The sequence below is a fragment of the Magnetospirillum sp. WYHS-4 genome, from assembly GCA_039908345.1.
In the GTDB taxonomy this organism is placed as follows: Bacteria; Pseudomonadota; Alphaproteobacteria; order Rhodospirillales; family GLO-3; genus JAMOBD01.
Genome location: JAMOBD010000006.1, coordinates 61,752 through 75,629 on the forward strand (window position 1 = coordinate 61,752; position 13,878 = coordinate 75,629).

16 protein-coding genes are annotated in these 13,878 nt (G+C 65.8%); 8 read left to right on the top strand and 8 right to left on the bottom strand.

Annotation, left to right across the window (positions count from 1 at the left end; genetic code table 11):
• Window positions 1–129 precede the first annotated feature (129 nt).
• A complete protein-coding gene (locus tag H7841_03640; protein MEO5335977.1) occupies window positions 130–1,467 on the bottom strand; it encodes a D-alanyl-D-alanine carboxypeptidase in 1,338 nt (445 codons plus the stop codon).
• Window positions 1,468–1,710: 243 nt separating this feature from the next.
• On the opposite strand from H7841_03640, the gene H7841_03645 reads away from it, so the two are divergent.
• Both H7841_03645 and phaP read left to right on the top strand, forming a co-directional pair.
• Window positions 1,711–2,397, top strand: coding sequence for a hypothetical protein (locus H7841_03645; protein MEO5335978.1), 687 nt, complete (start codon window positions 1,711–1,713; stop codon window positions 2,395–2,397).
• A 256-nt stretch (window positions 2,398–2,653) separates the two neighbouring features.
• Complete coding sequence (phaP, locus tag H7841_03650; protein ID MEO5335979.1) at window positions 2,654–3,196, top strand: TIGR01841 family phasin; 543 nt, start codon at window positions 2,654–2,656, stop codon at window positions 3,194–3,196.
• Window positions 3,197–3,336: 140 nt separating this feature from the next.
• Here the strand turns inward: phaP and H7841_03655 are convergent, their stop codons facing one another.
• On the bottom strand, window positions 3,337–4,029 hold the full coding sequence (locus H7841_03655; protein MEO5335980.1) for a response regulator transcription factor: 693 nt from the start codon (window positions 4,027–4,029) through the stop codon (window positions 3,337–3,339).
• Between the two features lie 177 nt (window positions 4,030–4,206).
• A complete protein-coding gene (locus tag H7841_03660) occupies window positions 4,207–5,397 on the bottom strand; it encodes a GGDEF domain-containing protein (protein ID MEO5335981.1) in 1,191 nt (396 codons plus the stop codon).
• Window positions 5,398–5,660: 263 nt separating this feature from the next.
• On the opposite strand from H7841_03660, the gene H7841_03665 reads away from it, so the two are divergent.
• Window positions 5,661–6,263, top strand: a complete 603-nt coding sequence (locus H7841_03665) for a peroxiredoxin (GenBank protein ID MEO5335982.1) — start codon at window positions 5,661–5,663, stop codon at window positions 6,261–6,263.
• A gap of 13 nt (window positions 6,264–6,276) precedes the next feature.
• Here H7841_03665 and H7841_03670 read toward each other — a convergent pair whose 3' ends face one another.
• Window positions 6,277–6,744, bottom strand: a complete 468-nt coding sequence (locus H7841_03670) for a hypothetical protein (GenBank protein MEO5335983.1) — start codon at window positions 6,742–6,744, stop codon at window positions 6,277–6,279.
• Between the two features lie 162 nt (window positions 6,745–6,906).
• Between H7841_03670 and H7841_03675 the strand changes: the two genes are divergently transcribed.
• The 4 genes from H7841_03675 (at window position 6,907) to H7841_03690 (ending at window position 9,315) form a co-directional block, all read left to right on the top strand.
• Entirely contained in the window at window positions 6,907–7,590 is a 684-nt protein-coding gene (locus H7841_03675) for a phosphatidylserine decarboxylase (protein ID MEO5335984.1), read from the top strand.
• Complete coding sequence (locus H7841_03680; GenBank protein MEO5335985.1) at window positions 7,590–8,408, top strand: phosphatidylcholine/phosphatidylserine synthase; 819 nt, start codon at window positions 7,590–7,592, stop codon at window positions 8,406–8,408. The genes H7841_03675 and H7841_03680 overlap by 1 nt, the downstream gene beginning before the upstream one ends.
• Before the next feature lie 84 nt (window positions 8,409–8,492).
• Window positions 8,493–8,786 (top strand): 50S ribosomal protein L28, encoded by a 294-nt coding sequence (gene rpmB / locus H7841_03685; GenBank protein ID MEO5335986.1) that lies wholly within the window; start codon window positions 8,493–8,495, stop codon window positions 8,784–8,786.
• Between the two features lie 91 nt (window positions 8,787–8,877).
• Window positions 8,878–9,315: a GNAT family N-acetyltransferase gene (locus H7841_03690; GenBank protein MEO5335987.1), complete on the top strand. Its 438-nt coding sequence runs from the start codon at window positions 8,878–8,880 to the stop codon at window positions 9,313–9,315.
• Window positions 9,316–9,359: 44 nt separating this feature from the next.
• Here the strand turns inward: H7841_03690 and H7841_03695 are convergent, their stop codons facing one another.
• Entirely contained in the window at window positions 9,360–10,361 is a 1,002-nt protein-coding gene (locus H7841_03695) for a hypothetical protein (protein MEO5335988.1), read from the bottom strand.
• Between the two features lie 279 nt (window positions 10,362–10,640).
• Between H7841_03695 and H7841_03700 the strand changes: the two genes are divergently transcribed.
• On the top strand, window positions 10,641–11,087 hold the full coding sequence (locus H7841_03700; protein MEO5335989.1) for a host attachment protein: 447 nt from the start codon (window positions 10,641–10,643) through the stop codon (window positions 11,085–11,087).
• Between the two features lie 32 nt (window positions 11,088–11,119).
• Here the strand turns inward: H7841_03700 and H7841_03705 are convergent, their stop codons facing one another.
• The 3 genes from H7841_03705 to H7841_03715 form a co-directional block, all read right to left on the bottom strand.
• Window positions 11,120–12,109, bottom strand: a complete 990-nt coding sequence (locus tag H7841_03705) for a GTP-binding protein (GenBank protein ID MEO5335990.1) — start codon at window positions 12,107–12,109, stop codon at window positions 11,120–11,122.
• Window positions 12,109–12,516 (bottom strand): phosphoribosyl-AMP cyclohydrolase, encoded by a 408-nt coding sequence (gene hisI / locus H7841_03710; GenBank protein MEO5335991.1) that lies wholly within the window; start codon window positions 12,514–12,516, stop codon window positions 12,109–12,111. Before hisI ends, H7841_03705 begins: the two co-directional genes overlap by 1 nt.
• 274 nt (window positions 12,517–12,790) lie before the next feature.
• Window positions 12,791–13,378, bottom strand: a complete 588-nt coding sequence (locus H7841_03715; GenBank protein MEO5335992.1) for a hypothetical protein — start codon at window positions 13,376–13,378, stop codon at window positions 12,791–12,793.
• Between the last annotated feature and the right edge of the window lie 500 nt (window positions 13,379–13,878).

The following is a 13,878-nucleotide window of genomic DNA, read 5'->3' on the forward strand; positions in this document are numbered from 1 at the left end:
GGCTCACCCCCCGGATTTCCGGGGTGTCTCCACGCCCATGAGCCATGCCCCATGGTTCTTCCATGCCTTGCCATGGTAGCAGAATTGGATTCGCAGAACCAAGGATTCTGGCATTCCGGAAGGGAGTCCTTACCGTTCCGCCTGGGCCAACTGATCGATGCCGGTGGCGCGGACTTCCAGGCAAGGAGTCTTGGACTTCGCCAGGACCTTGCAGGCCTTGGCCGCCTGGTCCTTGGACAGGCCCATCACGCGGGCGCGATAGACGGTCTTGCCTTTCTGCTGCACGGTCTCCACATGGGCGGTGCCGCCACCGGTGGCCCCCGCCACCTTGACCATGGCCTTGCGGGCCGCGTCCTTGGCTTGGCCGGGCAACTGGAAGGCCCCCACCTGCACGCCGAAGGCGCCCCCGCCTCCAGCCGTCGGGGCCTCGGCATCGCCATCGGACTCCGTCGGGCGGATGGCGGGACGGGAAACCTTGGCGACCTTGGATTCCCTTTCGGCCTTGGCCTTGCCACGCTTGGCCGCCTTGCGGACGGGCGCCGGATCGTAATCGCCTTCGGACGCGCTCGCGTCGACCGGGCCGTCGACCGCCGCCAAGTCGGCGATCGGCGCGCCGCTGCGGCCATCGAGGGAGTCGAATCCCTTATCGAGCAAAGCCGCCATGTGACGGTTGCGGTCGACCGGCGAGATGCCGCCGAAGACCACGCCGACGAGGCGTTGCTTGCCTCGCCGCGCCGAGGACACCAGATTGAATCCCGAGGCGCGGATATAGCCGGTCTTGATGCCGTCGGCGCCGTCGTAGGAATGGAGCAGCTTGTTGTGAGTGCGTAGCGTCTCGCCGCGGAAGTCGTACTCGGTGGCGGCGAAGTGGTGGTAATGCTGCGGGAAGTGCCGCTGCAGCGCGAGGGCCAGCTTGGCCATGTCGCGCGCCGTGGTGAACTGCGCCTTGTGCGGCAACCCGGATGCATTGTGGAAGGTGGTCTGGGTCATGCCCAAGGCGCGTGCCTTGGCGGTCATCATCTTGGCGAACTCGGCCTCGGTGCCGCCCAACATTTCGGCGGTGATGACCGCGGCATCGTTGGCCGACTTGATGACCATGGCGGGAATGGCTTCGCGAACCAGCAGGAACTCGCCGGGTTCCAGGGCCAGCTTGGTCGGCGCCTGACCGGCGGCACGGACCGAAACCGGCATGCGCGTGTCCAGGGCGACCTTGCCGTGTTCGAGGGCATCGAACAGCATGTATAAGGTCATCATCTTGGTCAGCGAGGCGGGATGGACCTGGCGGTCGGGATCGACCGAATGCAGAACCTGGCCGCTGGCGGCGTCGATGACCAGCGATGCGTACTTGGCGGCCTGGGCCTCTGTCGGCAACCAGGGCAGGAAGGCAAGCGCCAGGGTCGCGGCGATGCGGCGCAACATCTTGCCTCGGGCGCGGCGGGGAGCGAGGATATCCGTCGTGTCCGTCAAGCTTCCGGGTCCCTTATGGTCGATCCGGCCAATGGCGTGGAAGTCTAGGGGAGACCGGTCACGCTGTCCACGGCTTTCGGCCGCGCGGGCCGGAGAGGAAGGAGCTGGAAGGGCGCGGAGCATGGGGCCTCGCCTTGTTGCTTATTCGGGAACGACGATTCGGCTACCATGGTGGCCTCCCGTGCTGAAAAAAGGGTTAATGCGATGCGCACCGGCCTGACAAAGACCAGATGGAACAAGTGGTTGATCTTTCTCGTCGCCATCCCTGCCCTGGCGGGCTGCCAGTATACCGGCGCCGACCATCCGGTGGCCCGCAAGGCCAGTTGGCTCAGCTACCTGAGCGCCGACGACATCCGCGCCGGCTGCCGGGCGGGGGCGCCGGAGCGTTGGCGTTTGGTTTACAACGCCGTCTACCAGGAACAGGTACGAGCCTACGAAATCGAAGCCGGGGCCCCCGACGGCGGCGCACGCCTGACCGCCAAGGTCAACACCACCGCCAATCTGGCCAACGTCGACATCGATCCGGCCCATCCGGACCCCTTCTCGCCCTGGCGGGACAAGGTGGCTCGCACCGACCTCCGTGCCCAGGATCTGGCCGCGTTCCGAACCGCCTTGAAGGACAGCGGCGTCTTCGGCCCGGCCGCGGTGGGGCTGGAATTGGATTCCGACGGCTTCTATTGGATCGTCGCCGGATGTTCGGAAGGCCGGATGGTGTTCACCGGCTACGAGTGGCCCTCGCCCGCCTTCCTGGGGCTGCGCTTCGACAAGCCGCTGTTCGCCTGGGACTTCACCGGCGTGGCGGTGAATCCGCCGCGCAAGACCAGCAAGTTCGAGCTTTACGGCAAGACCCAACCCTCGCCAGGAGAGGATCGCGCCTTCCGGGTTCGTATCGGCGAGGGAGGCCTTTGGAGCCTGGGTTCCCGATTTTGAGTGCACTAGCGAAGCTTGAGGCCGGATTCAGCCCCTTATTTTATGAGAAATGTCGTTCAGTATCATATAATTAACTGTAGATTTCCATCGCCATTGTGCACTGCACAAAAATGGGCTTGACGGAGCCTGGGCGGCCGCCTATATTCATCGTGATGCTGCAGTGCAGCAAATGGAATCGACGGGGCCGGGCCCCAAAGAGTCCGCCCCGTGGGCCATGCGGCCCGCAACCGGATAGCACATGCCAAGGAGCACGAAGATGACCGCAAACAGCAACAAGAAGCCCGCCAATCCCCGCGAGCAGATGGAAGCCGCCGTCGAAGCCGGCAAGGAAACCCTGGAAGCCGCCGTCAAGGCCGGTACCGATGTGGCCGCCAAGAGCGTGGAAAAGGCCGTCGCCATGACCCGCGAGCAGGTCGAAGCCGCCGTCAAGGTCGGCACCGATGCCTTCAAGAGCTACGAGGACATCGTCGGCTTCGGCAAGGACAACGTGGATGCCGTGATGAAGTCGGGCACCGTCTTCGTCAAGGGCGTGCAGGACCTGCACAAGGTCATGTTCGGCCTGGCCCAGGCCTCCGTGGAAGAGAGCGTCGCCGCCACCAAGGCCCTCCTGGGCTGCAAGACCCTGCCCGAGGCGATCAAGGTCGGCAGCGACTACGCCAAGATCAACTACGAGAAGGCGATGAACGAGTCACGCAAGCTTTCCGATCTGTCGCTGGCGGTGGCCGAGAATGCCATCTCGCCCCTCAGCGCCCGCGTGAACGTCGCCATCGAGAAGATCACCCAGCCCATCGCTGCCTGAGTCCTCCCTGTTTCCCCACAGTTCAGGCAGTAGATCCGACGCCCGGCGGTTCCTCCCCCGCCGGGCGTCGCCCTTTTCCGGGCCCCTGTCTCCACCCTTCGGGCGGAGCGATGAGCAATTCCGTCAAAGTGGGAATTGCTCTAGCGGGCCGACACCTGGGCGGTGAATACATAACCCACCGCATGCACCGTCTGAACGGGAAGCTCTTCCCCCGCGGTTTCCTGGACCTTGCGTCGCAGCCGGCGCATCAGCGTATCCAGGTTGCGATTGCCGAGGGAACCGTCCCCGTATTCCAGAGCACCCAGGATTTGCGAACGGGTCACCGTCCGGCCGGAGTTCCCGACCAGAAGGTCGAGCAGCGTCTTTTCCTTGGGTGTCAGGCGGATCGACGTGCCGCCGGGCGCCTTCAGCACCCAATAGACGGGATCGTAGCGCCAATTCGCGGTGCCATCGACCGTGGGGCGCCGATGGATGCGCGAGACCATATTGTTGACCACGGCCGCCAGCTCGCGCGCCATCATCGGCTTGACGAAACAGAGGTCGGCGCCGGCCTGGTAGCCGCGGATTCGGTTCATGGGGTCTTCGCCGACAGTCAGGACGACGATGCCCATGTCGGTCGTGCTCCGGAGATGGTGGACGATTTCGTAGCCCTCCTGTTCCGGCAATTCCAGGTCGACCACGGCGACGTCGAAGGCCTTTCCGGTCAGACTGCGATAGAAACCCAGAGTGTCGCCGCTGCCGGCGGCGGCGATGCCTTCGCGGCGAAGCCCCTCGACGAGGCCGTCGCGAAGCATGGCCTCGCCTTCAACCACGATGACGCTACAGCTTTCCATCTTCCATTCCCCCGCCGGAAGCAGCCGCGTCGGACCTTCGCCTCCGAAGGGATGCCCCCCAGAAGTTAGCCGGCCCTACCGGATAAAATCCATTTGCCCCCTTCTGGATTGTCCTCGCGCAAGGGCAAGAAACAACCGTCGGATTGGCACAAATTGCGACACAAAGCGACCGAGGGGCTAGACCGCATCGCGGGCGGGGACGGGAACGTGGAGTTCGTACCGCGCCCGGCCCCCGCGCTTGGCGGCATATAGGGCGCCGTCGGCACGGGCCACCAGATCGTCGAAGGTGACGTCCAGTCCCTCGATGGCCTCGGCCAGTCCCAAGCTGCAGGAAATCCGCTGCCCGCCCATGCTGACCAGGCGGAGGATGTCCATCTCGGCGGCGAGGCGTTCGGCCAGCCCGGCCGCACCCGCCGCATCGGTTTCCGGCAGCAGAAGAAGGAACTCGTCTCCGCCCAGGCGGGCGGCCAGATCGGTGGTGCGAAGATTTCGGGCAATGGCATCGCCCAAGGCCCGGATGGCTTGGTCGCCGACCGCATGTCCGAAGGTGTCGTTGACCATCTTGAAGCGATCGATGTCCATGATGATCACCGACAGCGGCCGACCGTGCCGCAAAGCCCTCTGGAATTCGCGGCTCGCCATCCCCCAGAGCTGTCTGCGATTGGCCAGTCCCGTCAATTCGTCCGTGCCGGCAAGGCGCGCCAGTTCCTCCCCCTGGTGACGGAGCACCCGGTCGCCGCGGGCCACGATGGCGAGCAGCACCAGCCACAAAGCGGCGAGAAACCCCATGGACTTGCCACCGACGACGAGGGAACGGGCGGCGATGCGTTCCAGGGAGTCCGAAATGTCGGTCTGGATCTCCAGAACCCCAAGGCGCCGATGCCCGTCGATGACCAGCGGCAGGCTTGTCACCACGACAGTGGCGTTGCCGCGCAGCACTTGGCGGCTGGCGCCACGCTCCAGCATGGCGGACAGGAAATCCGGATGGGAAGCCGCGCTATGGCCGATCTCGGCCGGGTCCCCGGCATAGACCACGGTACCGCCGGAGTCGTAGACCTTCAGTTCCACCACCGGCGTACCGGCCGCCAAGTCGACAAACCCGGATCGCAGGACGGATTGGGACGACAAGGCGCGGATGCTTTCCGCATCCTCGCCGACCGCGTCGGAGACCAGACGGTGGATGGCCCCCCCCTGCGAGTTGCGGATCATGTTGGCGAGAACGATACCGTCCCGTTCCGTCTCGGCGATCAAGGCCCGGTTCGATTCCTCTTTGAACAGAAATGCCACCACTCCCGCTAGCGCAAGCACCACCGCCGCACTGGATACGGCGAAGGATGGAAGTTGCCGGAAGCCGGGGGGCAGCGCCAATGGCATATCCCTTAGGGAAAAAACACCGTGAATTTTCCATCAATCTGGTGGCATCGGATCACGCTGTCCAGTAACGTTTTGTATATTATCCGGTTTCTATCGATTTCATGGATCGAATATCTACCGTTGCGGATGATCGCGGTACCGACTGCGGCGCCCTGCCTGGGAATGCCGGATTTTGCGACTCCCGGCTTGGCAGAAGCCCAGGCATGGTCTAGAACGCCAAGCGGTTTTATAATTTTTCCAATTCACTGGAGGTAACCATGGCCGTTCTGGTTGGAAAGCCCGCCCCCGATTTCACCGCTCCCGCCGTGATGGGCGACAATTCCATCGTCGAGGCGTTCCATTTCCGGGATCATCTCAAGGGGCATTACGGGTTGCTGTTCTTCTACCCGCTGGACTTCACTTTCGTCTGTCCGTCGGAAATCCTGGCCCACGATCACCGCCTGGAGGAATTCACCAAGCGCAATGTCAAAGTGGTCGGCGTGTCCGTCGACTCGCACTTCACCCATTTGGCCTGGAAGAACACCCCGATCAAGCACGGCGGCCTGGGACAGATTCAATTTCCGCTGGTCGCCGACCTGACCAAGCAGATCGCCCGCGACTACGACGTGCTGGTCAACGAGGCGGTGGCACTGCGCGGCACCTTCCTGATCGATAAACAGGGGACCGTGCGCCATCAGGTGGTCAACGACCTGCCGCTGGGCCGCAATGTGGACGAGGCGCTACGCATGGTCGACGCGCTCCAGTTCACCGAACAGCACGGCGAGGTCTGCCCGGCCGGTTGGCAGAAGGGCAAGCCCGGCATGAAGGCGAACCCGGACGGCGTCGCCGAATACCTGGCGAAGCACGGCAAGAAGCTCTGAATCGAGCGGATTTTCAGGCTCGGCCGGGGGCGGAGAGGAGAATGCTCTTCGCCTCCGGCGGCTGCACCAGCAGCGATAGCAAGTCGAGGTAAGGCTTGGCCTCGAGAACGAGGCGTACCGTGTTGGCCATCAAGTCGCGCGGCGTGAGGGGGATGTCGAACCCCAGTTCCTCAAGAAGCAGGATATGCTGATCGGGCGATAGCCGCATGCGGCCTCCCAGGGCCCGCGACGCGGCCCCGACGATGGCCAGGGCGTTGGTCCGCTTGGCCGACGACTCCGCCGTATAGGGCAGCGGGCCAAGATCGGCCCGGAGACGCAGACGGCTGCGGTCGTAGGTGCTTTCCGCCTGGCCGGCGAACAGCACCCCACGAAAGCTGAAGGTAAAGGCTAGCGGCCGTCCTTGGGACCGGCGTACCAAATGATGGTCGGGATCGGGTTGGCCGATTCCCGCACGCCCCGCCCCCTCGCCGGTCGCGATCATGTCCTTCGATGGGGCCAAAGTTCCCGTTCTCCCACCCACAGCCTTGTCGGCGAAGGAACTATGACGGCCCCGGCTCCATCCGGCAAGTGGCGAAGTGGCTTCCCTGTCGGGTGGCTCCCCGGCTATAAGAGGAGACGGGCAAAATCCTGGGAGCCCCTCGTGCTGAACATCATCCTCGTTCCGATTCATCCGGCTGGCTGGCCGTTCATCGCCGTCTTCGCCGCGGCAACCCTGGGCTTGGCCTTCGTGGCCGAGCCGTTGGGGTGGCTGGGCGTGGCGTTGACCGCTTGGTGCGCCTATTTCTTCCGCGATCCCGACCGTGTCACGCCGCAGGGCGAGTCCCTGGCCGTCGCGCCGGCCGACGGGGTGGTCTGCCTGATCGACGAGGCGGTTCCCCCGCCTCAACTCGACATGGGCGACGATCCCCGGCCGCGGGTCTGCATCTTCATGAACGTGTTCAACGTCCATGTGAACCGCGCGCCCCTGGCGGGGCGGATCGGCAAACTGGCCTATGTGCCCGGCCGCTTCGTCAATGCCTCCCTCGACAAGGCCAGCGAGTTCAACGAACGCCAGTGCGTGCGCCTGACCACCCCGGCCGGGCAGGATATCGCCTTCGTGCAGATCGCCGGCTTGGTGGCGCGGCGCATCGTCTGCTTCGTCAAGGAAGGGGACGAACTCCAGGCCGGGGAGCGCTTCGGCCTGATCCGCTTCGGCAGCCGGGTCGACACCTACCTGCCGGCCAACGCCGCGCCTCAGGTCTGCGTCGGCCAGAAGACCATCGCCGGGGAAACCGTGATCGCCGACCTGGCGTCGCGCGAGCCGCCGCGCCGCGGGGAAGTCCGATAATGACCACCGCCGAACGCCGCGCGCTGCGCCGGGAACGCCTCAAGGGCCTGCCGATCAACCGCATGATTCCCAACATGCTGACGCTGCTGGCCCTTTGCGCCGGGCTGTCGTCGATCCGCTTCGCCCTGCTGGATCGCTTCGACTTGGCGGCCCTGGCCATTCTGGTCGCCGCCATCTTCGACGGCCTCGACGGCCGCGTCGCCCGTATCCTCAAGGGCGCGAGCAAGTTCGGCGCCGAACTGGATTCCCTCTCGGACTTCCTCAGCTTCGGCGTCGCCCCGGCACTCACCCTCTATCTTTGGGCGCTGCGCGACACCGGGCCGGGCGCCTGGCTGCTGGTGCTGTTCTACGTCATGTGCGCCGCCCTGCGCTTGGCGCGCTTCAACACGGCCCTCGAAGACGACACGCCGCCCGCCTGGACCCGCAACTACTTTACCGGCGTGCCGTCGCCGGCCGGGGCCGGCTTGGTGCTGCTGCCTCTCATTCTCGCCCACCTTTTCGGCGACGATCCGTTCCGCGGCACCGAGGCCATCGGCTTCTTCCTCGTCGCCGCCGGCGCCCTGATGGTCAGCACCTTGCCCACCTTCTCCTTCAAGAAATTCAAGGTCGACCACCGCTTCGTCCTGCCCATGATGCTGTTCTTCGGCCTGATGGCCGCCACCATGATCAGTGCCCCGTGGGCCGGGGCTGCGACCCTGCTGATTCTCTATCTGGCCAGCATCCCCCTGGCGGTCCGTTCCTACCGCGCCCTGAAGAAACGCGATGCGGCGGATTTGGCCGCTTCCAGCGATGCGCCGGACCAGCAGGTTTCCCCTTGACGGGGGCCCAAACGTCCCGTATGAGAACGCCTCCCCGGAGCCGCCAGACGGCGCCGCCGCGATAATGTCGAGAGGATCGGGACCATGGCGAGAAAGTGTGTGCTGTCCGGAAAGGGCGTGCTGACCGGCAACAACCGCAGCCACGCGGAAAACAAGACCCGTCGCCGCTTCCTGCCCAACCTGCAGGTGGTGTCGATGTTCAGCGACGCCCTTGGGGATACCATCCGCATCCGCCTCTCCACGCGCTCGATCAAGACGGTCGAGAGCAAGGGTGGGATCGACGCCTATCTTCTCGGCATCGCCAGCACCAAGCTCGGCGACGAGGCACGGCGCATCAAGCGACGCATCGTGAAGGCCATGGAGGCCAAGGCCGCCTGACGCGTGCCTCCATCGCCCTTGAAAAAAGGTCCGCGGCCTCTGCGGGCCTTTTTTGTTGCCTTGTTTCGACCGTTGGACCGAGGACGGCCCCATGCAAGCCAAGACCCTTTTTTCCCACGACTTGGACGGTATCGACTTCGCCAAGCTGGCGGAATTGTTTCGGCGTTCGCGTAACAAGCAACGGGACGCCTTCGATGTGGAAGCGGCGTTCCGCGGCAGCTACGCGGCCGTCGTGGCGTGGGAGGACGGCCAGGTGGTGGGCGCCGTCCGGGCGATTTCCGACGGCATCTACTTCGCCGCCATCGTCGACATGGCCGTCGACCCCGACCACCAGGGCAAGGGCCTCGGCACGGCCCTGATGGGGGCCCTGCTGCTCCGCCTGCCGCGCTGCAAGGTCTATCTGCGGGGCATCGAAGGAACGGAAAGTTTCTACCAGCGCTTCGGATTCCGCGTCGAGGAAGGCGCCATGGGCCTGTTTCTGGACGAGAGCCGCCAAGCCGAGATCACCGGCCTGCCCCCCACTCCATGAAAGAGCGATGGCCCGGACTGGCATCCGGGCCATTTCTCAGCCGGTCAGCGGCCGTTGCGCGGGCCCCCGCCGCCCCCGCCGCCCCCGCGCGGACCACCCATCATCGGACCACCGCCGGGACCACCCTGGCGCCCCATGCCGGGACCGCCTTGCGGACCACCCATCATCTGGCCGCCGCCGGGGCCACCTTGGCGCCCCATGCCGGAACCGCCTTGCGGGCCACCCATCATCGGGCCGCCGCCGGGGCCACCTTGGCGCCCCATGCCGGAACCGCCTTGCGGGCCACCCATCATCGGACCGCCGCCGGGACCACCTTGGCGCCCCATGCCGGAACCGCCTTGCGGGCCACCCATCATCGGACCGCCGCCGGGGCCACCTTGGCGCCCCATGCCGGGACCGCCTTGCCCCCATCCCTGCCTATTGGGCGAAGCTCCGGGTCCGCCCTGGGCTCCCGGCGGGTTCTCCCAGTTGGTGCCCGGACCGCCGCGCATGCCCGGCGGGTTGTTGTCGAAGTCGCGCCGGCCCTGCTGGCCGCCCATGCCCTGCTGGCCGCCCATGCGCCGGTCAGGCGAAGCTCCGGGTCCGCCCTGGGCTCCCGGCGGGTTCTCCCAGTTGGTGCCCGGACCGCCGCGCATGCCCGGCGGGTTGTTGTCGAAGTCGCGCCGGCCCTGCTGGCCGCCCATTCCCTGCTGGCCGCCCATGCGCCGGTCGGGCGAAGCTCCGGGTCCCCCCTGGGCTCCCGGCGGGTTCTCCCAGTTGGTGCCCGGACCGCCGCGCATGCCCGGCGGGTTGTTGTCGAAGTCGCGCCGGCCCTGCTGGCCGCCCATGCCCTGCTGGCCCTGCTGCGCCCAAGGAGGACGCTGGCCGCCCTGTTGCTGCGCCCAAGGGGGCGTCGGTTGCTGGGCCGCGGGAACGGCGGGCGCCGCCGGAGCGGTCGGAGCCGCGGGAACGCTTCCCGCGTCGCCCTGCTGGGCTATTGCGGAAACGCTCGTCGCCAGCATCAAAGCGGCAACCGCGACCGTCGTCTTGAAGAATTGGCTCGGCATCTTGGTACTCCCATGTTGGCCTTTGGCCGTCGGAAGCGAAATTCGCACAAATACGGGGCTTGTTCTGTGACGCCAATCAACATCCCGCATTCGACGGCCCTCCCGTGGAGACCAGTCTATCCGCAATCCGGAGATCCATCCAGACGGCGAGTGGCCTTGGAGACGAGGCGGAATCGAGCGTATAATGGATGCGTTGCAGAGAAGGCGGCGGCCGAAGGGCCTTCGGCCCTGGATCGGACGCTGCTCCCCATTCGAAGTTTCAACGAGGGAGCGTCTGCCATGAAATCCACACGGACTTGGTTCCTGATCGCCGACGGCTCGCGGGCCCGCGTCGTGGTGAACGAAGGTCCCGGCAAGGGTGTGCGCCCGGCCATGGACCACGAATTCGCCACGTCCTCGGCGCCCAGCCGCGAGTGGGGCGCCGACCGTCCTGGCCGCGCAGGCGGGCCCGGCGGCACCGGCCATGCCAAGGAGCCCAGGATCGATCTTCACGACTTCGCCAAGGAACGCTTCGCCGCCGAGATGGCCGCCATGTTGGACGAGGCCGCCGGCCGTAGGGCCTACGACCGGCTGATCCTGGTCGCCCCGCCCAAGGTATTGGGCAACTTGCGGTCGGCGCTGAAGAACGGGGCTCGCGAGCGGATCGCGGGCGAACTGTCCAAGGACCTAACCCACGTCGCGATCCGCGACTTGGCCGGCCACCTGGAAACCGTGCTGCCGATCTAAGCGCGGGCATGGGGGCCGAAAACGCGGCCCCCTTACCTCGCCGCCGCGAGAGAAATCCGGAGGGAGTTTTCCACCGCTTCCCGGGCCAGACCCTGGACGATGAAGACCAAGGTCGACTGCGCCAAGCCCGCCTCGGGCGGCAGCGGCTGCGGCGGGTGGAACAGGTGGTTGATGCCATGAATGGCGAACGGGCGATCTTCCCCCACCACCCGGAGCATGCCCTTGATCCGCAGGACCTTTTCCCCGTGGACGGCGAGCAGGTCGTTCATCCAGGCGGAAAAGGCGGTCCAATCGACGGGCCGGTCCAGGGTCAGACAGAAGGAGGCGATACCGTCGGTATGGCGGGCGGCGCCGTAGGCCCCGGGATTGAGCCAGCGCTTCAGGTCGGGAACCGGCGATGCCGGGCCGAACAGGCCGGCTTCCAGGATCGCGGCCGGGTCGACGTCCCCGTGGTCGGCCACCAGAACGGGCGCCGCCGGATTGATCTCGCTCAGCCGCGCCGCAAGGCGTTCCTTCCGGCCGAAAGGTGCCAGGTCGGTCTTGGTCACCACCAGGCGGTCGGCCAGGGCGACCTGCCTGAGGCTTTCGGGATGGCGTTCCAGTTGATCTGCGCCGAACAGCGTGTCGACACAGGCGACGATGCCATCCAGGCGGTAATAGGCCCCGGCCATGGGATCGCGCATCAGGGTATGGACGACGGGCGCCGGGTCGGCCAAGCCCGAGGTTTCCACCAGGACGCGGCGGAATTCGGGGATGCTACCCTGGACGCGCTTCAGGTACAGGTCGCGCAACGCCTCGGCCAAGGCGCCCCGTACCGTGCAGCAGAGACAGCCGGACGACAACAGAACGACGCCCTCGTCCAGCACCTCCTTGACCAGAAGGTGGTCGAGTCCGACCGTGCCGAATTCGTTAACGATCACCGCGGTGTCGGCAAGTTCTGGCCGGCGCAGCAGGGCGGCGACCAGGGTGGTCTTGCCGCTGCCCAGAAAGCCGGTGACCACGGAAAGCGGGATAGCCGACATCACGATCCGTAGAGGGTTTCCGGATCGATCTCGACGTCGGCGATTGCCGTCGGCTTGCCGTCGCGGATGGCGTTGAAGAAGCAGTTGTGGCGGCCGGTGTGGCAAGCGACGCCCTTCTGGTCGACCTGGAGCAGCAAAGTGTCACCGTCGCAGTCCCACCGCAGATCGACGAGCTTCTGCACCTGGCCCGAGCTTTCGCCCTTGCGCCAGAACTTGCCGCGCGATCGCGACCAATAGCAAACGATGCCGGTGGTCAGGGTCTCCGTGATCGATGCCGGGTTCATCCAGGCCATCATCAGCACCTCGCCGCTGTCATGCTGCTGGGCGATGGCCGGAATCAGGCCGTCGGAATTGAACTTCAGGCGGGCGATCACGGCCGGCGCGGTGGCGGACTGGTCGGTGCTCATGGGGCTATCTTTCGTTCCTGCTGGGGCTTTTGCTGTTAGACCCGCTCGGGCGCCCTGTCAACGGTCCCCGGCCAGCGGAACAGGGCAATCGCCTCAGGTTAATGGGCTGAGGGACGGATATGGGATTCCCAATTGAAAATCAGTGGACTGCTGCACCAGTGGTGTCACCCGATTTCAAGCCTTTCGATTTCCCGCGTCCTGGCTTGGTGTGTGGGCGACTGCGATTGACGAAGCCTCTCGACTACCGGCTCCTCCACGGAACGGCAGGAGAGCGTCAGGGAGACGCGGGCGGAACCGCCAGGGGGCGGAGGGCTTCCAGCGCGGCAAGTTGTTCCCGGTATAGGGGCAGGTTCCGTTGCCAGAGTTCGTTGTCCGGCGTCCTGACAAGACCTGTCTCCAGGCGATCGATCTTCGCCTGCAGCGCCGTCCTGACGCCCTCGTAGCCGACATGGAGCACCTCGGGGGGATCGACCCAGACCCATCGCCCTTTCCGCTTCCAGACCTTGTAGGTCACCTCGTCCTCGCGGGGGGCCGCAAGGGGGACGATCTTGCGATGGATGTTGTTGCCTTCCGCCGTGCCGATGACGGTGTAGCGGACCTTCACCAGCGCCTTGGCCTTGGCTTCCCACGAGGTGCCCACGATCTCCCAGCGGCTGACGATTACCAAGGGATCGGTTTCGGCGAGATAACTCTCCCGCCGCTCGGCACAGTCCCGGTTGACGCAGCCTTCGGCAATAATCCTCCCATCGGTGAAATGGCATCTGGCAATGCGGGCTTCCCCATCTCCGGCAAAGTCCGACGCAAGGATGACAGACAGGAACTCTGCCGGTCCGTCCGCCGCGAGCAGCGGAACGGACCGCAACAGGCCGAACGCCAGCAGGGCAATGACAAGGGACCTCGTTCGTCCGTTCGATACCTGAAATATCGGGCCGCTCCGGGAAAACGAGTTGCAGGAAGCCTGCCGAAAACTTGTCCCTCCCGACGCGCAGAATACACGTCTCCGTTGCCGGCGTACACGGCCATGGGACCGGCCTTGTCGTAGACGACCACGTCGCCGGGCCGGCGCTCTTCCGGCTTGACCTCGAAAAAGGGACGCCCGCCCCTTTCGGCCGTCTCGAAGATCCGCTCGAGACCGCCCCCTCCTGGCGCCGGTCTCCGCCGCCCTTGCCCCCTCCCCATGCTGGTGGCAGGATTGGCGCATGCGTATTTGGCTTGCCTCGCTTCTGGTCCTGTTTCTTGCCGTCGGGACGGTTCGGGCCGATCCGGCGGCGGAGGCCGCCTTCCAGGATGGAATGGCCGCCTACGAAGCCAAGGACCACGAGCGGGCCCTGGCCGTCTGGCTGCCTTTGGCCGAGGCCGGCC

Coding starts and splice junctions, on each gene's coding strand:
- phaP (MEO5335979.1), top strand. CDS start 2,654: ATGACCGCAAACAGCAACAAGAAGCCCGCCAATCCCCGCGAGCAGATG.
- H7841_03655 (MEO5335980.1), bottom strand. CDS start 4,029: ATGGAAAGCTGTAGCGTCATCGTGGTTGAAGGCGAGGCCATGCTTCGC.
- H7841_03665 (MEO5335982.1), top strand. CDS start 5,661: ATGGCCGTTCTGGTTGGAAAGCCCGCCCCCGATTTCACCGCTCCCGCC.
- H7841_03670 (MEO5335983.1), bottom strand. CDS start 6,744: ATGATCGCGACCGGCGAGGGGGCGGGGCGTGCGGGAATCGGCCAACCC.
- H7841_03680 (MEO5335985.1), top strand. CDS start 7,590: ATGACCACCGCCGAACGCCGCGCGCTGCGCCGGGAACGCCTCAAGGGC.
- rpmB (MEO5335986.1), top strand. CDS start 8,493: ATGGCGAGAAAGTGTGTGCTGTCCGGAAAGGGCGTGCTGACCGGCAAC.
- H7841_03690 (MEO5335987.1), top strand. CDS start 8,878: ATGCAAGCCAAGACCCTTTTTTCCCACGACTTGGACGGTATCGACTTC.
- H7841_03695 (MEO5335988.1), bottom strand. CDS start 10,361: ATGCCGAGCCAATTCTTCAAGACGACGGTCGCGGTTGCCGCTTTGATG.
- H7841_03700 (MEO5335989.1), top strand. CDS start 10,641: ATGAAATCCACACGGACTTGGTTCCTGATCGCCGACGGCTCGCGGGCC.
- H7841_03705 (MEO5335990.1), bottom strand. CDS start 12,109: ATGTCGGCTATCCCGCTTTCCGTGGTCACCGGCTTTCTGGGCAGCGGC.
- hisI (MEO5335991.1), bottom strand. CDS start 12,516: ATGAGCACCGACCAGTCCGCCACCGCGCCGGCCGTGATCGCCCGCCTG.